The organism is Schwartzia sp. (in: firmicutes), from assembly GCF_978017985.1.
This window is the reverse complement of sequence record NZ_CDXDFU010000140.1, coordinates 1-21,342: the sequence shown is the minus strand read 5'-3', so window position 1 is coordinate 21,342 and position 21,342 is coordinate 1. Positions and strand designations below refer to the sequence as shown.

At 48.0% G+C, this 21,342-nt stretch carries 16 protein-coding genes; all 16 read left to right on the top strand.

The window, feature by feature from the left end:
- Nucleotides 1-68: 68 nt before the first annotated feature.
- The 16 genes from ACY69O_RS06560 to ACY69O_RS06485 all read left to right on the top strand — a co-directional run bounded on the left by ACY69O_RS06560 (nucleotide 69) and on the right by ACY69O_RS06485 (nucleotide 21,184).
- Nucleotides 69-1,727, top strand: a complete 1,659-nt coding sequence (locus ACY69O_RS06560; RefSeq protein ID WP_462332665.1) for an ABC transporter permease — start codon at nucleotides 69-71, stop codon at nucleotides 1,725-1,727.
- A gap of 14 nt (nucleotides 1,728-1,741) precedes the next feature.
- A complete protein-coding gene (locus tag ACY69O_RS06555; RefSeq protein WP_462332664.1) occupies nucleotides 1,742-2,803 on the top strand; it encodes an ABC transporter ATP-binding protein in 1,062 nt (353 codons plus the stop codon).
- A 256-nt stretch (nucleotides 2,804-3,059) separates the two neighbouring features.
- Nucleotides 3,060-3,827: an MlaE family ABC transporter permease gene (locus ACY69O_RS06550; protein WP_462332663.1), complete on the top strand. Its 768-nt coding sequence runs from the start codon at nucleotides 3,060-3,062 to the stop codon at nucleotides 3,825-3,827.
- Nucleotides 3,828-3,842: 15 nt separating this feature from the next.
- Nucleotides 3,843-4,592, top strand: coding sequence for an ABC transporter ATP-binding protein (locus ACY69O_RS06545; RefSeq protein ID WP_462332662.1), 750 nt, complete (start codon nucleotides 3,843-3,845; stop codon nucleotides 4,590-4,592).
- The gene (locus tag ACY69O_RS06540; protein WP_462332661.1) at nucleotides 4,589-5,863 is read left to right on the top strand and encodes an MlaD family protein; all 1,275 of its coding nucleotides are present in this window, start codon (nucleotides 4,589-4,591) and stop codon (nucleotides 5,861-5,863) included. The genes ACY69O_RS06545 and ACY69O_RS06540 overlap by 4 nt, the downstream gene beginning before the upstream one ends.
- A gap of 75 nt (nucleotides 5,864-5,938) precedes the next feature.
- Nucleotides 5,939-7,624, top strand: coding sequence for a TolC family protein (locus tag ACY69O_RS06535; RefSeq protein ID WP_462332660.1), 1,686 nt, complete (start codon nucleotides 5,939-5,941; stop codon nucleotides 7,622-7,624).
- Nucleotides 7,625-7,717: 93 nt separating this feature from the next.
- The gene (locus ACY69O_RS06530) at nucleotides 7,718-12,034 is read left to right on the top strand and encodes a translocation/assembly module TamB domain-containing protein (protein WP_462332659.1); all 4,317 of its coding nucleotides are present in this window, start codon (nucleotides 7,718-7,720) and stop codon (nucleotides 12,032-12,034) included.
- Between the two features lie 13 nt (nucleotides 12,035-12,047).
- Entirely contained in the window at nucleotides 12,048-12,686 is a 639-nt protein-coding gene (locus tag ACY69O_RS06525; protein ID WP_462332658.1) for a sigma-70 family RNA polymerase sigma factor, read from the top strand.
- 153 nt (nucleotides 12,687-12,839) lie between these two features.
- Nucleotides 12,840-13,373 carry a hypothetical protein gene (locus ACY69O_RS06520; RefSeq protein WP_462332657.1) on the top strand — a complete coding sequence of 178 codons (534 nt, stop codon included), beginning with the start codon at nucleotides 12,840-12,842 and terminating at the stop codon, nucleotides 13,371-13,373.
- A gap of 405 nt (nucleotides 13,374-13,778) precedes the next feature.
- A complete protein-coding gene (locus ACY69O_RS06515) occupies nucleotides 13,779-15,764 on the top strand; it encodes a BamA/OMP85 family outer membrane protein (RefSeq protein ID WP_462332666.1) in 1,986 nt (661 codons plus the stop codon).
- A 2-nt stretch (nucleotides 15,765-15,766) separates the two neighbouring features.
- Complete coding sequence (locus ACY69O_RS06510; RefSeq protein WP_462332656.1) at nucleotides 15,767-17,059, top strand: acylphosphatase; 1,293 nt, start codon at nucleotides 15,767-15,769, stop codon at nucleotides 17,057-17,059.
- 101 nt (nucleotides 17,060-17,160) lie between these two features.
- Nucleotides 17,161-17,631 carry an OmpH/Skp family outer membrane protein gene (locus ACY69O_RS06505; protein ID WP_462332655.1) on the top strand — a complete coding sequence of 157 codons (471 nt, stop codon included), beginning with the start codon at nucleotides 17,161-17,163 and terminating at the stop codon, nucleotides 17,629-17,631.
- Nucleotides 17,632-17,710: 79 nt separating this feature from the next.
- Entirely contained in the window at nucleotides 17,711-18,775 is a 1,065-nt protein-coding gene (locus ACY69O_RS06500; RefSeq protein WP_462332654.1) for a hypothetical protein, read from the top strand.
- Between the two features lie 44 nt (nucleotides 18,776-18,819).
- The gene (locus tag ACY69O_RS06495) at nucleotides 18,820-19,263 is read left to right on the top strand and encodes an OmpH family outer membrane protein (protein ID WP_462332653.1); all 444 of its coding nucleotides are present in this window, start codon (nucleotides 18,820-18,822) and stop codon (nucleotides 19,261-19,263) included.
- Between the two features lie 28 nt (nucleotides 19,264-19,291).
- Nucleotides 19,292-20,317 carry a UDP-3-O-(3-hydroxymyristoyl)glucosamine N-acyltransferase gene (gene lpxD, locus ACY69O_RS06490; RefSeq protein WP_462332652.1) on the top strand — a complete coding sequence of 342 codons (1,026 nt, stop codon included), beginning with the start codon at nucleotides 19,292-19,294 and terminating at the stop codon, nucleotides 20,315-20,317.
- Nucleotides 20,318-20,320: 3 nt separating this feature from the next.
- Complete coding sequence (locus tag ACY69O_RS06485) at nucleotides 20,321-21,184, top strand: lysophospholipid acyltransferase family protein (protein ID WP_462332651.1); 864 nt, start codon at nucleotides 20,321-20,323, stop codon at nucleotides 21,182-21,184.
- Nucleotides 21,185-21,342 lie beyond the last annotated feature (158 nt).

Below are 21,342 nucleotides of genomic sequence, written 5' to 3'. Positions count from 1 at the left end.
GGTAAGGAGACCGCCGGAGGGACGCTTGGTGCGCTCCTTTGGCGGTTTTTTGAATATGGGGTGGTAATATGACTGAGTCCGTGAGCCGCGAGAAGAGCGGCTGGGCGGCCGAACTCAAGGTTTTGACTCGCGAACCGCAGATTCTCTTCGTAATCGGCGTTCTGTTCGTGCTTTTTGCTGGTTTTATAATTTATCCGTTTATCAAAATTATTTTGGTGCCGTCTGCATCTGACTGGATGGCAGCTTTTACAGGTAAGGAATTTTATGAGGCGTTCTGGCATACCATGGCGTCATCGCTTTTGGCGACAACATCTGCGATGGTGCTGGGCTTTATGTATGCCTATGCAATGAATTACACGGAGATGCCGTGTAAGAGATTTTTTCAGATTGTTGCTCTTTTACCAACTATGGCTCCGTCGGTCGTTTCAGGTCTTGCTTTTATCATGCTTTTCGGCCGGCGTGGTTTTATTACGTGGAATATTCTCGGTCTTAAGACGGACCTTTACGGCTGGTTCGGTCTTTGGGTTGTTCAGACAATCGCGTTTTTCCCTCTTGCGTATATAACGATTTCGGGCGTGTTGAAGGCAATCAGCCCGAATCTTGAACTGGCGGCTCAGAATCTCGGCGCCCGCGGATTTTATCTTTTCCGCACGGTAACGCTGAAGCTGGCTACACCGGGTCTTGCAAGTGCGTTCCTTCTTGTTGGAATAAGCAGTCTTGCGGATTTCGGCAATCCTATGCTGGTCGGAGCGAATTACCATGTTCTCGCGACGGAGGCGTACGCACAGGTTGTTGGCGCATGGAATCTTCCCATGGGCGCGGTGCTTTCTGTAGTACTGGTAGTTCCGACGCTGCTGGTGTTTTTCGTTCAGCGGTATTATCTTGAGAAGAATTCATACGTTACCGTGACGGGAAAGCCTGTCTCGGGTCTTACACGCGTGACGGTAAGTCCTGCTGTGCGCTGGATGCTTTTCGCTGTCTGTCTTTTCATTGCGCTGACAATTCTTTTGATTATCGGCGTTGTGTTCATGTTTGCTTTTACGCGAACCTTCGGCTATGATTATACGTTCACTATGGACTACTTCATAGAGGGCGTTCTGCAGTCGGCGTCCATGAAGAACAGCTGGATTGCTTCCATTACGACGGCCGGTATCACTACGGTTCTTGGCATTCTGCTGGCGTTTCTTACGCTCCGCCGTCGTTTCCCGGGGCGTGCGCTGCTGGATTTCCTTGCTATGCTTCCGGTGTCACTTCCGGGAACCTTTATCGGTCTTGCTCTTATCATGGCGTTCAATTCCGGTGCGGTTGAACTCACGGGTACGCTTACTATTATTATCATCGGTATGACGCTCAGACAGCTCCCTGTGGGATATCGTCAGGCAGTTGCGGGCCTTTCGCAGATTGATAAGTCAATGGAGCAGGCATCGACTAACCTTGGCGCGGACAGTGCGAAAACTTTCTTCAAAATCGTTATTCCAATGCTTAAGAACGCGCTTTCCATCAGCCTCGTGTATTCGTTCATGAAGTCGATGAATACGCTGTCGACGGTTATCTTCCTGATTTCGCCTGAGTGGAATCTTGCATCAGTCAATATCATGAGCCTCGCAAATCAGGGCTTTTTGACGGTGGCAAGTGCTACGGCGGTTGGTATGATGCTGACGATTTTCGCGACCTTCGGTCTTGCAAAGCTCTTGCTTCGCGACCAGATAAATATCTTCGATTTGTGAGGAGCTGAATATAGATGAGTGAAATTGTGATGGAGCTTAAGCACATCAATAAATTTTTCGGGTCAACCCAGGTTATCCATGATGTGAATTTCAAGGTTGAAAAAGGAGACTTTGTAACTCTGCTCGGACCTTCCGGCTGCGGCAAGACAACGATTCTCCGTATGATTGCCGGTTTTTACGAGCCGGACAGCGGAGAGATTCATCTGGCAGGCCGTCAGATTGAACGTGTTCCGCCCTATGCCCGCAATACGGCAATGGTATTTCAGGAATATGCGCTTTTCCCGCACATGACTGTATTTGAAAATGTTGCGTACGGACTTCGTGTACGTCACACGGAGGATTCCGAGGTAAAGAAAAAGGTTGGCGAGGCACTGGAGCTCATGCAGCTTCTGGGGATGGAGGACCGCTACCCGAACCAGATGTCGGGCGGTCAGCAGCAGCGCGTGGCTGTTGCCCGTGCGCTTGTAATGCGCCCTGACGTGCTGCTGCTTGATGAACCGTTGTCGAATCTTGATGCGAAGCTCCGCGAGTCGGTCCGTGTTGAGCTTAGAAGTATCCAGCAGAAAATGGGTCTTACGACGATTTATGTCACCCATGATCAGCAGGAAGCACTTTCTATGTCGGATTCCATAATAGTTCTGCAGAAGGGCTTCCTCCGTCAGCAGGGCAAACCGCATGAAATCTATTTTGCACCGCGTACGCCGTTTGTTGCGGATTTCATCGGTACGACAAATCTCATCAAGGTCAGCGGAGACAATGCGCTTCTTGTGAAATATGATGATGATACGGTTTTTGAAGCTGATGCTGTATGTCCTGAGGGAGAGCATACGCTTTCTATCCGTCCGGAGTCCATCCGCCTTTCTGAGGAGGCAAATCCCGGACCGCGGGATAACATACTGCCAGTTACTGTCGTACGCAGTATGTTCCTTGGTGAAAAAATGCGTTATTTCGTGGTTGATAAGAAAGGTCAGGAATGGATTGCAGATATTTTTGACCCCGGCCGCAAGATTTTCGAGGGTGAGGTCTACATGCTTTTCGGTGCAGACCGCACGCATGTAATTGAAGCAGATGAATAAATATGAAGGCTCATGCATACGCATGGGCCTTTTCTTTTTGAAGAATTAAAAGAGTTTCTGGCAGTTTTGCAACAATTCTATATTTTTGTTTTCGGTTTTATGTTATATTTATTATGTAGAAATAAAAAATAGTAAACAGGTATTTACTATCTCGTATTTTGTTGATAAAATCAATGGGTAACTTTAGGGGAAAAAGAATAAGCTGAGACGCAGTTCCTTTATGACTTTTTCTGTTTCCCCGGAAAGCAGGCGCGGTATGCACTTTCTGGAAAAAACAGGCCAACTGGTTATGCGGTGGCTGCAGTATATTGGTGAAGTGGTGCTGCTGTTCGTGGAGACTGTAAAACAGCTTAGAAGTCCTTTGCGTATACATCATGTGTTCGCACAGATGTCGCATCTTGGTGTTGACACTCTGCCGATTGTAGGACTTACCCTTCTTTTTACGGGTATGGTTATGACGCTGCAGGTAGCCCATGAGTTTATACGCTTCGGAGCGCAGTCTACCATTGGTGGTGTTATAACCATCGCTGTGGGACGCGAGCTGGGGCCGGTGCTTGTCGGAGTTGTGGCTGCGGGCCGCGTAGGCGCGGCAATAACCGCTGAAATCAGTACCATGAAGGTAACCGAGCAGATTGACGCGCTCCGCGTGATGGCCACGAATCCCGTCGGCTATCTGGTGGTTCCCCGTATGCTGGCATGTATGCTTATGGTTCCGGTGCTGACGATATTCGGTGATTTTATCGGAGTACTGGGAGGCTGGTTTGTGGCAGTTGTCCGTTCGGGGATAAGCTCTTATCTTTACTGGCATTCCATCACGGTGTTCGTAGAGGCGTACGATATTACCGGAGGTCTTGTAAAAGCAGTGGTTTTCGGTATTATAATTGCCGTTCTCGGCTGCTATTGCGGACTTAAGGCTCCAAATGGGGCGGAGGGTGTCGGTGTGGCGACTACACGTTCGGTAGTCAGCTCAATTATCATGATTTTCTGCGCGAATTGTTTTTTATCGCTTATTCTATATCAATGAGAATGAGGCGGAGATATGATACGATTAGTAGATGTGAATAAGTCCTTCGGACAGAAGGAAGTTCTGCGCCACATCAATTTAACTGTAAAGGACGGCGAGACACTGGCGCTCATCGGAGGGTCAGGCTCGGGAAAGAGCACGCTTCTGCGCCTGATGATAGGATTAATACAGCCTACAAGCGGGGAAATCTGGATTGATGACGACGAGATATCCCGATATGATGAGACGCAGATGGACAGGGTCCGCGTGCGAATGGGAATGGTTTTCCAGTATTCAGCGCTTTTTGATTCCATGACGGTGGGCGATAATGTAGCCTTCGGCCTGCGCGAGCATACGGACTATGACGAGGAAAAAATCCGCTCAATAGTTTCTGAGAAGCTTGCTCTGGTAGGTCTGTCAGGAGTGGAGAAATTAATGCCGAATGAGCTTTCGGGTGGTATGAAAAAACGCGTTGGACTTGCCCGGGCAATTGCTTTTGAGCCGTCTATTATTTTTTATGATGAGCCGGATTCCGGACTTGATCCGGTGACGACTGAAAAAATAGACGAGCTTATTGTTTCCATGCAGAAGCGCCTGCATGTAACGTCAATCGTCGTTACACATGATATGGAAACAGCCTGCTTTGTGGCGGACCGCATTGCGATGGTATACGAGGGGGAGCTTATCGCATGTGCTCCTGTTGAGGAGTTTAGGAGAATGAAGGATGAACGTATCCGCGCGTTTTTACGCGGGTTATATATAGAGGAGAAGGAGGCGCAGGGATGAATCAGGAAGCTAAAGTAGGAGCGTTCACAGTAACGGGAGTGGTACTGCTGGCGGCTTTTCTAATTGGCCTTTCGAATTTTCATCTTTTCGGCAGCAGGAATTATTCACTGAATGTAGGGTTCACGGAAGTAATAGGACTGAATCCGAGCGCGGAGGTAAGGTTCGCGGGTGTCCCGGTGGGACGAGTGAATTCGGTTGAGACTGACGGAATCGGAGCAGTAGTCAAGATTGAAATCAAGCCGGATATAAAGGTCCCGCGCGGTTCTAAGTTTTCTGTGGGTTCAAGCGGTTTTCTGAGTGAGAAATATATTCTTATATCGCCTGTAGAGGACCGGGGTGATTATCTCAAGGATGGAGAATATGTTTACGGAATAACCGAAGTTACTATGGATTCGATGATGGCCAATATGAATATGGTCGTAAATAAGGTTCATGACCTTATGGATTCGGTAAACAAGGTGCTTGGAAATCCGAATCTGCAGAGCTCTATGGTTGAAACGGCAATCAACGTCCGTGATATTACGGCGAATATGCGTGACATTACGGCCTCCTTTGCACGTATATCAGCAAACAATGAAAATGAGATAAACCAGCTTGTAAGAAATTTGAATGCAATGTCGGCTAATCTTGTGGAAACTTCCGCGCAGGTAGAGGTTCTTGTAAGGAATTTCTCCGGAGACGGGGAAACCGGAGCTAATCTTCGCATGGCTATTGCCAACCTTGCCTCTACGAGCGCCAGAATCGAGCACATGGCACAGTCGGTGGAGGAGTTTGTTACGGATCCGCAGACTGCTGAGGATTTGAGGACAACACTTCATAATGTGCGGGGAGTATCTGAGAAAGCCAATAATATGCTGGGGGGACTTTCCGGAAGTCATTTTGAGGCCGGTGTTGAGGAAATGTACAACGGCAGATTTCGCGACTGGCAGACAAATTTTGATATGAGATTCTATCCTGCGGAGGATCGTTTTCTGATGCTCGGACTCAACGATATCGGGGATGGCAACAGGTTTAACGCGCAGGTTGGAAAAAAGAGCGGTGCCTTGGGGTTTCGCGGGGGAATAATTGACAGCAAGGTCGGAATCGGTCTTGATGTAGACGCGGGTTCCCGTTGGCGGTTTTCGGTGGACGGGTACGATCCCAATCATGCGAAGGTAAAGGCGCGTGTGCGTTTCAAGGTGACGGATGACTGGTCTGTTTTCAGTCAGATGAACCATGTAAATGACAGTAAGAGAAGAGCAACTTATTTTGGGATACGGCACGATTTTTAAAGATTACTTTCATGGAAATGTGATAGAGTAAACGAAACGGTTTTACGTTTTGCTGTATGCAGGAGGAATAGTAACGTGAATAAGAGATATAACGCAAAAAAATTGACGACACTTGTTATGACAGGCCTTTTGAGCCTGTCGGTGATGGGAACGGCATTTGCAGAGGTTTCTGCCGATTATGTCCGTGATGATACAGTACGCCTGAAATCCACGCGTGTAGGAAGTTTGGATGTAACACGCGAAACGGCGGTCGATTCGGCCTCAATAGGCCAACCGCTTGTTGTGAATCTGACTCTTAATGAAAGCGTTCAGATGGCAATGAACAACAATCGTACGATTAAGAAAGCAGATACGGATGTGGATTCTGCAAAATGGGCACGTCATGAGGCTCGGAGGAATTCCGGACCGCAGGTTTCGTGGGAAGGCACTGCGCGAAAGATTGAAGGCAAAGCCGGAGATTATATTGACGCGCAGCATAAGGCAGGGAAAATTTCGTATAATGGAACCAGAAGCTTTACCAATACATTCGCTTTGACATATCCGCTTTATACCGGTGGAAAGATTGAAAACAGCATTGCTGCGGCTGAATATGGAATTGATGTAGCGGATCTTTCCCTTGAGGCAACAAAGCAGAATATACGTTATCAGACCACTGCAGCTTATTATAGCATTCTGCAGGGCCGCAATCTTGTACAGGTTCGACAGGAGGCCGTTGATAACCTTACGGCTCACCTGAACAATGTCAATGCCCAGTATACGGTGGGAACTGTTGCAAAGTCGGACCTGCTGCGTTCGCAGGTAGAGCTTGCTGATGCTCAGCAGAATCTTATTACCGCGCAGAATAATTATGATATTGCGATTGCCACATTTAACAATATCGTTGGACTTCCAATCAATACTATTGTTAATGCCAGCGATGAGCTGACCTATACAAAATATGAGCTTTCTCTGCCGGCATGCACGGAATATGCACTCTACCACCGTCCGGATGGTCTGGCTGCAGATAGGGGAGTAAAGGCGGCAGAGGCGTTAATGAATGCGGCTAAATCCGGTTGGCAGCCCAGTCTTACGGCGCAGGTAGCACGTAATCTTGTAGGCGATGCTCCGTTCAGGACAAACGGTACTGTCGACAACAACAGTACTGTTTATGGGCTGGTGGCATCCTGGAATATCTTTGATAATGGGATTACAGAAGCACAGGTAGCGCAGAAGAAGGCTGCGCTCAAGAAAGCGCAGCAGGAGGCTCTTGCCATGGATGAGCAGATACAGCTCGATGTGCAGACGGCGCTTTTAAATCTTCAGGCAGCGGAGAAAAATATCTGGACCACAAAGGTTGCTGTGGACAAAGCCCAGGAGGACTATAAGATTGCGCAGGTCCGTTACGGTGCCGGCGTAGGAACAAACCTTGATGTTATGGATGCTGAGCAGGCGCTTATAACCGCCCAGACAACATACATAACTGCTCTTTACAATTACAATACAAGCAAGGCAAGCCTTGACATGGCTATGGGTATCAAGGTTGACCTTGATGTTGCAGGCTATTATAAAAACGGATTGCCGGGAGATATTCCTGTCAGGGAGTCTGCAGATAAGACGCAGAATTTATCGGCCGAGGATGCGGCTATGCCGAAAACGCATGCTATCCAGCTGCCGCACGCAGAGAGACCGTCAGAGCATGAAAGTGCAAATGTAGATGTTGCAGCGGAAGCTGCGGCTGCTGATGAAGCTGTTGCCGAGGCAGGGGAAGAACCCGGCTTATGATCGGGGTCGGCATACGACAAAACATGAATAAGAAGGGCGCTTGAGGCGCCCTTCTTTACTAGGGTGTCATAAAACTATGGGGAGTTGTAGGCGATGAAACGCAAATGGGGCATCGCAGCCGGTGTGGTTCTGGGCGTGTGTTTTTTTGTAGGACTGTTCGTCTGGTACTACGTCGGAACGCGTGAATTTATGGAGAATATGGGAGCTGTTGCGGCCGAAAAGGCTTCGGAGACTCTCGGGGTGCGCACAGAAGTGGGCGCTGTCCGCATAGATTCACTGCACTCACTTACAATTAAAGATATTACGCTCTGGGATAAAAAAGGGGAAGAAATAGCTAAAGCGGAGTCGGCAACGGTCGGCTTCAGCTTTTTTGGCGTTTTGGGAAGCGACCCGGTAAAGGCGGTTCACCATGTGGATGTGAATAAGGGCAGGGTTTCGGTTGAACAGCGGTCAGACGGTTCGTGGAATTATCGTGACCTTATTTCAGATGACAGCGAGGAATCGAGTTTTGCAGGAACAGTAAATGTCGAGCATATGGATGTTACCGTCAGAATGGACGGCAAAGAGATTGTGGCGGAGTCCTTGCGCGGTTCGGTAGATTTTTCGGATTCCGAAGCCATGAAGTTAAACGCAAAGGCTTTTATCAGCGGAGCTGAGGTTTCTGTTGAAGGAACTGTTGGAACGGATCTTCGTATGTCTGTTGAAGGAAAGAATGCAGATATCCGGGATTATCTTTCCTGGATTCCGCAGGACACTTTGCCGAATGAGGTAAATATAAAGGGTGGAAGAATTGATGAGCTGTCCGCGGTTATCCAGCGAAAGAACGGTGAATATTCCGCAAACGGAAAGGCAAAAGTCAGTAACGGCGAGGTCCGTGTATATGATACCGACATCAGGAAAATAAAAGGTATTGCGGAAATATCCGGGAAGACTGTGAGCATTTTCCTCGGGGCGGAGGCGGAGGAACAGCGGGCGTCCTTGCACGGAAAAATTTTCCTTGGCGGAGATGAGCCAAGACTTCACCTTGTTGCTGAATCACAGTCCTTTGACCCAAGCCGCGTAATGGCGGATATTCCTTACCATGGAGCATTGGCTTTTACTGCCGATATAAGCGGAACTCCCTCAAATCCGTCTGTTAAGGGAGAGGTTTCTGCAAAAGAAGGAGAGGTCTACGGATACCGTTTTTCCAATGCAAAAGCATATGCTGCATATGAAGGCAGCCGTATAGTTATTCAGTCTCTTAAGACGGAGCTGTACGGAGGAAAAGCGGAGGTTTCGGGTGAATTTGATGCTGAAGGCTTGGGCTTTAACGGTCATGTAAAACTCTTTGATGTTAATTCGGAAGGACTCGGCGAAGCTGTCGGGGATTTCCGTGGTAAGGTTAGCGGAGACCTTGGTATTGCGGGAAAAGGAAATGATGTAAATCTCCTCAGCGTTTACGGCAGTATTTCGGCTAAAGACGCGGTTTATAAAGGGATTTCAATTCCTAAGGCAGAAGCTTCCTTCTATTTTGCAGATAACAGTGTCATTATTGATTATGCTGATCTTTCCCTTGAGAATGGAGGAGAAATCGGTGTTGAAGGTACCATTGCGGGAATGGAGACTCTTGACCTGAGTTACTATGTAACGCATTTGGATCTTTCACTGTTTAAAAACCTTGAGCCGGCTGCGAATATGACAGGATTTGCGGATTTTGACGGGGTGGTGCGCGGTTTTGTCGATAATCCTTTTGTTAAGGTTCGTTATGCCGCCGCAGGAGGAAAGCTTTTCGAGCAGCCGTACCGTTCCCTCCACGGTTCGGCAAGCGGAAGCCTTGACGGAATCTCCATCGATTCCTTCTCTATGGAAAACGACGGCAATGTCAACTGGCTGGTACAGGGTACTGTAGGTTTTACCGGCGCACGCCGTGTGAACCTCACTATTGATACGACAGGAGTCCGCATGGAGGATATCGCGGCACTTGTTGCACCCAATCTGCCTATAACAGGTAATGTGGACAATATAATAACCATCACGGGAACGCTTGATGATCCTGAAATGGTCGGATATATCCATTTCTACCGCGGAAGCTATAACGGCTATCTGCTTTCCGGAATGGACGGCGACTATACGATGAAGAATGGTGTTATGACGCTTCATGATTTTCATATCTTCTCTCCACTCGTCGATATGGATCTTAACGGTACCATTGAGCGGTCTACGCAGGCGCTTAATCTTAAGGTCGAGGCCCATGATATTGACCTAAAGCGTTTTGGAAATTCTCTTCCGTATCCTGTCAGCGGGCATGGGAAGTTTGAAGGACTGATTAGCGGGACTGTTACGGCTCCTGCTTTCGATGGAAAGCTAACGGCAGAAACCCTGGAGTTTAACGGTGAACCTGTTACTAATGTCGTTGGCCAGGTAACCCTTCGCGGCAATCGTATAGTATGCGACCCCATACGTTTTGAGCAGAAGGACGGCATATATAAAATGAATCTTTCGGCAGACCTTAAAACAGAGCGTCTGTCAGGCCGTATTGAAGCGCAGAACGGAGATATCAATGGCTTGATGGCTATAGGAAATGTCAAGAACGATACCATCCATGGTCATGTTGACGGAACGATTGATCTTTCAGGGACATTTTCAAATCCTGTTGCAAAATCTGTAATCTTTATGAAGACAGGTGATATAGGAGGGTATGCGGTAACTGATACAATCTTCGTTGGTTCTCTTTCCAATCGCGTTATCACTATAGAAAAGTTTGAAGGCGAGCAGGGAACAGGACGGTTTGCTGCTGTTGGAATGGTTGACCTTGACGGCGAAATTGAGGGGCGGTTCTCCGCACAGGATATTGCTGCCGGAATGATTCCTGCTGCGGCAGGCTCAAAATATCCGCTCAAGGGTTCAATGAATATAGAGGCTCAGTTCGGTGGAACGGTGCAGTATCCGACGGCAGATGCTTCTGTAGAGATAACCAGCGGCGGAGCAGGTAAGTCCGCGTTTGATACAATGACGGGACTTTTCCGTATGCGTGGACCTGTCATTGAGGTGCAGCAGTTTGTTGTGCAGAAGAACCAGGCAGGAAAGCTTTACAAGGCGAGTGCCTACGGAATGATTCCGCTCCGTGCCGTTACGAGCAGCTTCGGCGAACAGCTTGAGGCTTATGATCAGATGAATCTCCGGCTGTCACTTGACAACGGAGACCTTGGACTGCTTCCGTTTATATCTGATTCGGTGGACTGGGCCGTTGGAGAAACTCAGGGTACACTCTTAATCGGAGGAACGTTGGCAGAGCCGTCCGTTGTTGGTTCAGTTGGAATAAAAAATGCATCGGTTAAACTCAGCGCATTGGAGGTTCCTTTTACGGAACTGAATCTTGGAGTGAATTTTGCCGGAGATACTTTTACCATTACCGAAGGAAGGGGTAATCTCGGAAGAGGAAACTTTACGCTGGAAGGCTCTATGAAGCTGGAAGGTCATACTCCTGTAGGGTACGGGATGAAACTTAAGGCGGATAATCTGGATATTCAAAGTGCTTTTTATCGTGGACCGCTTTCTGTATCGGCAGAGCTGGGCGAGGATACTATTTTCGGACGTCTTATGCCAAAGCTTACTGTACGTGCCGTTGTAAACAACTGTACCATTTCTGTTCCCATGATTCCGGAAAGCGAGAGCGAGTTCCCGAACATGATTCTTGATGTGGGGATTGATGTCGGAAAGTATACGCATTTCTACAGCAATTCGCTGTATGATATATGGCTGCAGGGTAATATTCACTACGGAGGAACGGTACGCCACCCCGCACCGTCAGGAACTGTTACTGTACGCCGGGGTACTGTTACTTATCTGCAGACAGTATTTAAGATTCGTCAGGGTGAAGCGTATTTCAACAGGGTGGGATCCTTCCTGCCGTCACTTTCCTTCCATGCTGATACGAGACTCAGCCGTACAAAAGTATTCTTGGGAATCGAAGGGCCTGTTGATGAAATGAAGCTGAATCTTTCTTCAAGTCCTGAAATGAGCCGTGAGGAAATTCTGAAAGTGCTGACCATGCGCGGGGCTTATAAATCCGGGCAGAATACATCACAAAGTGAGTGGGCGGCTATGCTTGGTGCCGGACTTCAGATGAGTTTCCTCGGAGATGTCGAGGATACAATTCGTGATTTTCTTACACTGGATGAACTTGTTATTGTGCAGGACACTTTCAAAAAATCTAAAAAAAGTGCAGACAAGAATTCTGCAGAAGGGTATAATGTAAAGTTAGGTAAGTATATTACAGACAAAGTTATGTTGGAATACACGCAGGGAATCAATCAGAATGTAAGCAGGTTCTTTGTGAAGTATGAGTTTGACGACCGACTCAGCGTGTTCGCCGGACGACGGGAGGAAAGCGACAACGTAATCGGCATTGAGGGACGCTTCAGGTTTTAACGGGGGTGATTGTTTGGAGCAGTTGGACCAGTATGTACATGAACTTAATAAGATAAAACTGCTCACCCCGGAAAGGGAAGCCGTTCTTTGGAAGGCGTTCAAGGAATGTGATGATTCCGCGGCACGAAAAGAGCTGATTCAGTCCTATCAGCCCATGGTATTTAAGCAGGCGCTTGCTTATCGTTCGATGGACATCATTATGGATATCCTTCAGGAGGGTACAGTCGGGCTTATTGAGGCCGTGGAAAGCTATGACCCGTCAAGAGGAGTTGCATTCAGTCTTTTTGCGGTACATCGTATCCGTGGGCGTATGATCAACTTTTTGAAGCGTGAAGGTCGTTCCGATCTTGCATGCATTGACGGGGCTGTAGATGAAGACGGATTCTCACTGAAGGATCAGATTGCCGACCCTTGCGCATCTGTTCAGGAGCAGGCCGAGACACATGAGCTTTCAGCCCGTGTCAAGGAAGCACTTTTGAGGCTTCCCCAAAAAGAAAGGCTTGTTTTGGAAGAGGTTTATATTGGGACGACTGATATTGGAACGGCTGCAGAGCAGCTCAATGTGAGCGAATCTCATATATACAGGCTTCAGAAGACAGGAATACGCCGCATACGCGGAATGATGTCCCGCTTTATGCAGCATTGGAAGTAGCAATATAGAGAAAAATAGCCAAATTAAGTTAAAATTTGAAATAAATGGAAGAAAATATTGTAAAAACGGATTTTTTCGTGAAAATTCCCGTGCAGAATGTGTGTGACTTCGGTGGAATATACTATTGTAGTATGTTGTAAAGGAGGGAGCACCATGTCGGACAGACGCAAGAGCTTTAAGCAGCATGTCAAGGCAGCTAAAGACTGGCTTGGTGAGGCAGAGAATTCGCTTGATAAAGAGAATGACCTTCGCGGCGATTTAAATCTTATGCTGGCACAGGCAGAGCTGCAGCGCGCTCAGGAAACAAAGCGTCTGACAGCACGTCAGCGATGGATCAGACATCTGATTCCTGTTTTATGTGCGGTGTTCCTTATCGGGGCAGTCTGGCAGGTTTTTTTGATGATGTATCCGAAGCCGATGGAGGCAGAGCCTCCTGCCGTTTTGGAGAAAACAGCAAAAACTCCAAATATTAAAGATATCCCGTTGGAGAAGCCAAAACAAGAGGAAAAGCAGGAGCCTGCGTTACATGAGTCAGAGCTTACTGCTGCTTCTGTCGATTCTGCTGTAGAAGAGATTGTTGTGCCTGCTGAGGAGCGCGGAAACGAATATGAAGCAGTATCTTCAGTTCCGTCGCGGGATATGCAAAAGCTTATGAATGCAGCAGGACAAAGGCTGCGTGCACAGTGAGCTGGATGAGGCACATCCGTTTTACAGGCTGTACGAAAATGTAAAAAGCGGGGCAGACCCCCATGCTCTGTCCTGTTGAAACGCCAAATTTTTGAATAATGGCGATATTAAGATTTTGAAATAAATGAGGTTTGGGAGGTTTCGTCTTTGACTAAGAAATCATATCGGGCTTTGGCCTTATCAGTGGCACTTACTGCAAGTGTTACCGCGCTTCCTGCGCAGCACGCGTATGCGGAGGAAACAGCTGAATCTGCGGTGGAGGGAACGGCATCTGAAAGTGAGTTCAATCCTTTGAATCTGCCGGATATTTCTGCAGCACCTTCAAATGTTATTCCGTCATCGCAAGCAACTGCTGAGCAGCTTACGGCACCGGGGACTCCCGTACCGGAGCTGAGTCCTGAGGAGTTGGAAGCTGCACGGGCAAAGGCTGATGCTGAAGCTGCGGCTGCAAAGGCAAAGTCTGAAGAGGAGGCGGCAGCGCAGGCTGATGCCAATGCTGCGGATAAACAGCTCAAGACTGAGGGAACACTTCCTCAGGAAATTAAGGTACAGGATGCCGGTGAAGCTGCTCCGGCAGAGGATGCTGCGGCGGGCGAAACCGCTCCTGCAACAGAGCCGGCAGCTGTGGCCCCGGTTGAAAAAGACAATACAAATCAGACGGCTGCGGACCGTTGGGCGAAATCACGTCCGGCAGAAGATCGTATTGACCGCTGGCTTTCTTCCTTTGAAGGAAACAGAATTGTTGATGTTGAGTTCCAGGGTGCAAGTCCGGAGACTCTGGCAGCTGCAAAGGCAGCGCTTTCCACGCGTTCCGGAGACGTGTTTAAAAAGGACCGTATGGAAAATGACCGTGCAGCTATCTATGATACAGGCTGGTTCTACGATGTATTCCCTACCTTCCAGACTATTCCTGAAGGTGTTGTGATTACATATCATGTGCTTGAGAATCCGACGCTTAACTCTTTTGAGCTTACAGGAAATAAAGCAGAGTCCACGGAAACGCTCATGAAGCTTGTCACGGTAAAAGAGGGCAAGATGCTCAATACCCGCGAGCTGCATGAAAACATTCAGGCAATTACAAATAAATATCATGATGACGGATATATTCTCGTCAAGCTCAGCAATCTTGATATTGACCGTGAGGGCAGACTGAAGATTGTTATCAATGAGGGCACTCTTGAGGGTTATACGGTTAAGGGCAATACGAAAACAAAGGATAAGGTCGTTATCCGTGAGATGCGCCAGAAGCCGGGAGATCCGTTCAATGCGAAGCTTGCGCGCCGTGGAATGCAGCGTGTATATAACCTCGGTTTCTTCGAGGATGTCAACATGAAACTGAATCCGGGCGTTGAGCCTAATGCTGTCGTTCTTGAGGTTGATGTTGTGGAAAAACGTACCGGCAACTTCAGCGTAGGCGCAGGCTACAGTTCTCGTGATGGATTTGTCGGAATGGTTGGTGTCGGTGATACCAACTTCCGCGGAGTCGGTGATGCGATTAACTTCCAGTTTGAGTTTAGCGGAAGCAACACGGATGCACACGGCTATACCTTCATGTATCGCAAGCCGTGGCTTGACCGTCATGAGACAGCAGTCACGTTCCGTATCTATAATCGTACATACGAGTATTATGACTACAATACGGACGGTGACAAAATTGAAGAATATATGCGTAAATATTCCGGCGGAGAGATTACGCTCAGCCGTCCGTCCAATGAATATCAGACGAATTATATCACGCTGAAAAACCGCAAGGACAAATATGTAAGCCATGAAGGCGGTCCGTGGGACAGAAGCGGAAACAAGCCGGCACCGGATGGAAGAGGAAATATTGTCAACAGTAAAGAATGGCGCGACAATAACTTTGGCCTCACCAGAAGTATCACGCTTACGCATGTAACGGATACACGTGATAACGTATACTTCCCGATGACAGGCGATCGTCTGAGCTTCAGCGGCGAGTTCGGCGGCTTTGGCGGTGACTTCAATTTCCGTAAGTTTACTGTCGAGGAAAATCACTATATCAAAGCAGGACATGCACAGGTATTTGCTCTTCGCGGTATGTACGGCCGCGGCTTCGGCAATATCACAGAGGCAAATGAGTATCGTATCGGCGGTCAGACAACGCTGCGCGGTTATCGTGACGATCAGTTCCGCGGAAACAATATGTTTATTGGTTCAGTGGAATATCGTTTCCCGATTGTTTCCAAGGTACAGGGAGCTCTGTTTACCGACTTTGGTGCAGCCTGGGATAGCGGCTGGTCTCCGAAGAACTTCCACGAAAGTATCGGTTTCGGACTTTCTGTTCAGACACCGGTCGGACCGATTCGCGTTGACATCGCTCACGGAAGCAAGGGCAACCGTGTCCACTTCAGTGTCGGCGGCAACTTCTGATTATGCTGCGGCATGAAATCGTCTGCGGTCTTGCCGGGTTCTTTCTGACTCTGCTGATTTTTGTATCGGACACGGAAGCATCTGCGTTCGTGGAATCAGTTCATGCTGATGTGGAGGCAGGGAATAACCTTCCGCCTTTAATCGAAAGACGCATGGAAACAACGGTTTCTGCAATAGGAGCACAGCTTCTTGAAGGGCGTCGTGTTGCTGAGGCTGAGGCCACACGTACCAAGGACGAGCAGATTATACGTGAAGTCTTTGATAAGGTGCTTGTCGGATACTCCGTACAAAGCGTTCTGATTGAGCCGGCTGATAATACGCGGATTCGTGTTTCATTGATTCCCTGGGCAGATGTAATTCACGATGTCAGGGTCGATGTGACCGTTGAGGGCATGTCTCCGGCGGTTGAACCGTTGGTTCGCCGTGATCTTGCAGATGTGAGCCGGGTGTTTGAACAGGGGTTGTCAGGCCTTCCGGAGGCTGCTACCGATTGGACAAACGGTGTTTTAAAACACAGTCTAAATGACTACCTTGAGGAGCATCTTCCCGAGTTTCGTGGAGATTTTGAAATAATCCCGGGATCCGACGCGTCAGTAAAACTGATTGTGTATCCACGGCTTCCCGTAGTGCGTACGGTGGATTTGAGTATGCGCTCGGATTCTGTCCCGAATTTTACGCTGCTGAACCATCGGCGGCAGATGCAGGAGACAGTCAATACCCTCATCGGTGTGCCTGTTTCCTTCGTGAAGCGGCACAAAAGGGAATTTGAGGAGATGTTTGCCTCAAAGCTTGATGCATACTCTGATTTCAGAGCACTTTCAATGCATACAGAGGTGACTCTTTCACGTATTGATGCCGATTTGGCTGTCATGAGCCGATCAAATACCAAGAAATATCTGATTCGCCTTGAAGGATGGACGGATATTTCGAGGAAGGGCAATAAAGATGATCACACGGTGTTCAGGCTGCATGCAGGGCGCAGATTCACGTCTCAGGACGAAGTTTTTTTACAGACGGATTTCCTTCCGCATTCTACCGAGTGGAGATGGGAAGCGGGCTATGCAAGGCATTTTTCGCCCTGGACTCGTGCGATAGTGAGGTACGATTTGAGAGAAGACAGGTTTATAGTTGGAGGAGAACAGATGATTTCAGACCGCTGGCTGCTCCGCTATGAATACCGTTGGTCGGATCAGAAGGGTGAAGCGGCAGTCCGCTACCGTATGCATGATTTCTTAAGCCTTGAATATGCTGTAGACAAGGATGACAACTGGCTGCGCATAATCGGGAACTTCTGAGCGGAGGCTCCCGCAGGCGTGCTTGAATATAAAAAAAGAGTTTGTTATAATGATACTGTTTTTAAGGTATCATGATTTACAAAGAAAAGGAGACTTCTCACATGATTAAACTTGAAAAGAAACAGATTAAGATTTTCAGCATTGTGATTGCACTTGTTTTTGTGGGCAGCGTTGTTGCTCTCGGCGTATCCCAGATGGGTAACATGACCGGTGTTGCTTCCGCTGCATCCACTTCCGTCGGTGTCATTGATTACCGTCAGGCTATGGGCCAGGCTCCTGACCTTGCTACGGCAGATCAGCAGATGCAGGCTGCTGTTGAAGAGGCAAAGAATGATTTTGAAACTAAGTCTGCAAACATGAATGACGAAGAGAAAGCTGCTTATTATCAGCAGACTCAGGAGCGCCTCGCACAGAAGCAGCAGGATCTCATCGAACCTATCCAGAAGAAGATTGACGCAGCAGTCAAAGAAGTTGCAGAAGCAAAAGGACTGCAGGTCGTTCTCGATAAGAATGCGGTTGTATACGGTGGACAGGACATCACACAGGATGTTGTTAAAAAGCTTGGTAAATAAGAAACAGACAGCTTAATAGAAATTTTCGTACCGAGCCTTGTGCTCGGTACTTTGTTACGGAGACAAAGGAGGGACGGCAATGGCAGATGATAAAGAGCCTGTAACGGGCGAAGCCGGGAAAAGAAATTCAAATACCCGAATCATCGGCGGAGCAGTCCTTCTTTTTCTGCTTCTTGCGGGTGTGTGGTTTTTTCTGGGAAATAAGCAGCCGCAAAAAACCGCGCCGGCGGTTTCTTCGAATGAGGCAGGAATTATTGACGTAAAGAAGGCGCTTCAGGCGCATAATGCATACGGTCAGCTGGCGGCACTGCGTGAAGAACGTGAGCGTATGGCGGTTGACCTTGCCATTGCAAGACGCATGGTGGTACAGCTTTTGGCGCCGAAGGCTGAAAAGGGGCCTTTTGATGCGGCAGTCCGTCAGAAGGCAAGAACAGAAGAAATCCATATGCATGGTGAAGGTATTGAGCGTCTTGATGCCGCAGAAAAGGCGGAACGCGAAGCAACAAAAGGTATGCTTGAATCAGCACGTGACGAGATAAACGCAGAATATTTCAATGAAATATTCAACATTCAGCTTAAGCTGGACAATGCAAAGGCAATGCGCCTTTCAAAAGAGACAGTGGAAGAGCTGAAAGAGCGGCTTCGTGAGCTTCAGATTGAACGGGGACAGAAGCAGATTGCTTTGTGGAAGGCATATGAAGCAAAAATCAGGGAACACCGTGCGGAACTGGCTGCACAGCAAGGAATAAAAGAGGCTGAGCATTTATCAGGGACTACAGAAAGACTGCGTGCGGAAGAAGCTGCAAAGCAGAGTGCCGCACAGGCGCGGAATATGGATGCGATGCAGAAAAATATGCTTGATGCATCGATGATACGTGCGCGGATACAGGAAAAAACACTGGCTCTGAAGGCAAAGGACCAGGAAATTGCGGCTCTTGAAAGCCATATGCTCAAGGAAATTGCAGGGAAGGCGGCAAAGCTTGCGGCAATTCACCATTTTACTGTTATATATTCCACACAGGCAGTGAATCTTGCTTCATTGAAGGCAGGGGAGTTCAGAGGCGGTATGCTGCAGTCCGGTACAGCGCATGTTGTTGCCGGAACAGCTCAGGATATTACAGATGAACTTATTCGTGAGCTGTGACGCGTGACCGAATAAATTTTAGTAACGAAAGAGGATATCAGATTATGAAATTTGGGAAAAAGACAGGAGCCCTTATCGGAGCATCGCTCCTTGCGGCAGTTCTTATGACAGGATGTGCAGGAAATCAGGCATCGGTTGGTTATTTTAATGCAGAACGTATTGACAAAGAAAGTGAAGCATTGAAGGCAATCGAGTCTGAGGCTAATGCAAAGCTGGCCGAAGCACAGCAGGAAGCAATTGCGCTCCAGCAGAAAAAGGGAACAATGTCCGATGAGGAATTTCAGAAGGTTCAGCAGGCACAGATGCTTAAGATGCAGGCTCTGAACCAGAAATACCAGATTGAGATCCAGCAGAAGGTTCAGCAGGCGCTTGAACAGATAAGCAAAGAGAAAAAGCTGGACGCAGTTATGGCCAACACAAATATGCAGAAAGCTGTAATTCACGGCGGTGTTGACATCACCGATGATTTACTTCAGAAGCTTAAGTAAAGAAGTATGGGATGAAGGGGAGACCGTAATGAAGGTAACATTGAAGGAGATTGCAGAGCTCGTCCACGGAAGATTGGACGGGGACGGCTCTGTTGTTATCGAGGGCGTAAATAATATTGATGCTGCGGGTGCAAAGGAGATTACTTTCGCGGATGAGAAGCATTTTGAGGAAGCATCAAAATGCGGTGCTTCTGCCGTAATTCTTCCGGAGGGCGAAGGTAAGGTCGGAAAGCCGTCCGTTTATGTTGCTGATGTACGTGAGGCATTTGCGGTACTCCTCAAGACATTTACGCCGCCTCTGTCCTTTGAAAAAGGGGTAAGTTCCGAGGCTCATATCGGAAAAGATGTTACTATCGGAAAAGATGTTACCATTATGCCTTTTGCCGTTGTAGATGATCATGCGGTAATTGGAGATAATGTTACTCTTTATCCCCATACATATGTTGGACAGTATGCAGAAGTCGGGGAAGGCTCGCTGCTGTATTCAAATGTTACTGTGCGTGAGCATTGCCGTATCGGCAAACGGGTGATTATTCACAGTTCTGCGGTAATCGGTTCTGATGGGTTCGGGTTCACCACAAAAGACGGCATTCACACGAAGGTTCCGCAGGTTGGCTGCGTAGTGGTGGAAGATGATGTTGAGATTGGAGCACAGGTTGCGATAGACAGAGCTACCACCGGTGCAACAGTCATAGGACACGGAACAAAAATGGACAATCTTGTTCATATTGGACATAACTGTCGTATTGGGGCGAACTGTCTCGTGGTTGCGCAGGTTGGAATATCAGGCTCTACTATAGTAGGAGACAATGTAACCTTTGGCGGTCAGACAGGTACTGTCGGACATATTCATATCGGCGGAAATTCAGTCTATGCAGCACGCAGCGGAATTATCGGGGATATGCCTGAGGGTGTATTCTGTTCGGGGTTCCCTGTACAGCCGCACCATGACTGGCTGCGTATGCAGGCAGCACTGAAAAAGCTTCCGGATATGATGAAGAAAATGAAGCTGCTGGAGAAAAAACTTGCGGCATATGAAGAAGGAAAGAAATAATCTATGCTGGCATATTATTTTGCAAGGTTTGCAAGCTTTATTCTGTGTATCCTGCCTTCGGGCTTCTGCGAGTGTATCGGGAAACTTTTTGGAGAGCTCACGTGGCATGTTGTGCCGAAGAAAAGACGTAGTATGGCCTGTGACAATGTCATGCGCTGCCTCAGGGTGGATGAAAAGGAAGCCGAAAGGATTGCAAAAGCGAGTTGGGTAAGATTCGGACCAATGCTCATGGAGGTCATGCGGTTCCCGAAACTCAAGGATCACTTTGGTGATTTTGTAGAGATTGAAGGTAAAGAGCTTTTGGAGGAAGGGCTGGCACTCGGACACGGTGCAGTCATAGCGACATCCCATTGCGGAAACTGGGAGCTTATGGGTGGGGCCCTGTCAAAATTCGGAATTTCTCTTGTTGGTGTAGCCAAGAAGCAGAAGGAAGAAGGCTTTGACCGATTCATAAATGAATACCGCCGCATGGTTGGCATGCACATAACATATAAGGACGATGTGCGTGAAATGTTCGATATGCTCAAAAAAGGCTGGACTATCGGTCTTCTGATGGATCAGGATATCAGCCGGCGCGACGGTATAATTTTCGACTGGTTCGGGCAGCCGACAAACTTCGTGCAGGGGCCTGCAGTTTTGGCGCGTTTTCAAAATGCCCCGCTTTTTCCGGGGTATATTACGAGGACGCCGGACGGACACCACAAAATTATAATTCATCCTCCGATTTTCGTGGAAAAGACAAAGGATAAAAAAGCGGATATCCGTAATGCAATGATTGAAGTAAGCAAGGTGCTTGAAGAGCATATACGGAAGCATCCTGAGGAATGGTTCTGGCTTCACGACAGATGGAAGTCAGTACGTCCATAACAAAACAGGCAGCATTAAGGCTGCCTGTTTTGTTATGTTGCGAATAGAAGTATAACTCAGCAAAAGATGTCCCCCACTTCTGTAAGTGGGGGTTAAGGCATTATAATGAAGTGAATCTCAGTGTGGCGAATCATTATTATGCTAGTCTGTATATGTGT

What these genes read in the sequence shown, in the direction of transcription:
- ACY69O_RS06560 (WP_462332665.1), top strand. Translation starts at nt 69, where the DNA reads ATGACTGAGTCCGTGAGCCGCGAGAAGAGCGGCTGGGCGGCCGAACTC.
- ACY69O_RS06555 (WP_462332664.1), top strand. Translation starts at nt 1,742, where the DNA reads ATGAGTGAAATTGTGATGGAGCTTAAGCACATCAATAAATTTTTCGGG.
- ACY69O_RS06550 (WP_462332663.1), top strand. Translation starts at nt 3,060, where the DNA reads ATGCACTTTCTGGAAAAAACAGGCCAACTGGTTATGCGGTGGCTGCAG.
- ACY69O_RS06545 (WP_462332662.1), top strand. Translation starts at nt 3,843, where the DNA reads ATGATACGATTAGTAGATGTGAATAAGTCCTTCGGACAGAAGGAAGTT.
- ACY69O_RS06540 (WP_462332661.1), top strand. Translation starts at nt 4,589, where the DNA reads ATGAATCAGGAAGCTAAAGTAGGAGCGTTCACAGTAACGGGAGTGGTA.
- ACY69O_RS06530 (WP_462332659.1), top strand. Translation starts at nt 7,718, where the DNA reads ATGAAACGCAAATGGGGCATCGCAGCCGGTGTGGTTCTGGGCGTGTGT.
- ACY69O_RS06520 (WP_462332657.1), top strand. Translation starts at nt 12,840, where the DNA reads ATGTCGGACAGACGCAAGAGCTTTAAGCAGCATGTCAAGGCAGCTAAA.
- ACY69O_RS06510 (WP_462332656.1), top strand. Translation starts at nt 15,767, where the DNA reads ATGCTGCGGCATGAAATCGTCTGCGGTCTTGCCGGGTTCTTTCTGACT.
- ACY69O_RS06505 (WP_462332655.1), top strand. Translation starts at nt 17,161, where the DNA reads ATGATTAAACTTGAAAAGAAACAGATTAAGATTTTCAGCATTGTGATT.
- ACY69O_RS06500 (WP_462332654.1), top strand. Translation starts at nt 17,711, where the DNA reads ATGGCAGATGATAAAGAGCCTGTAACGGGCGAAGCCGGGAAAAGAAAT.
- ACY69O_RS06495 (WP_462332653.1), top strand. Translation starts at nt 18,820, where the DNA reads ATGAAATTTGGGAAAAAGACAGGAGCCCTTATCGGAGCATCGCTCCTT.
- lpxD (WP_462332652.1), top strand. Translation starts at nt 19,292, where the DNA reads ATGAAGGTAACATTGAAGGAGATTGCAGAGCTCGTCCACGGAAGATTG.
- ACY69O_RS06485 (WP_462332651.1), top strand. Translation starts at nt 20,321, where the DNA reads ATGCTGGCATATTATTTTGCAAGGTTTGCAAGCTTTATTCTGTGTATC.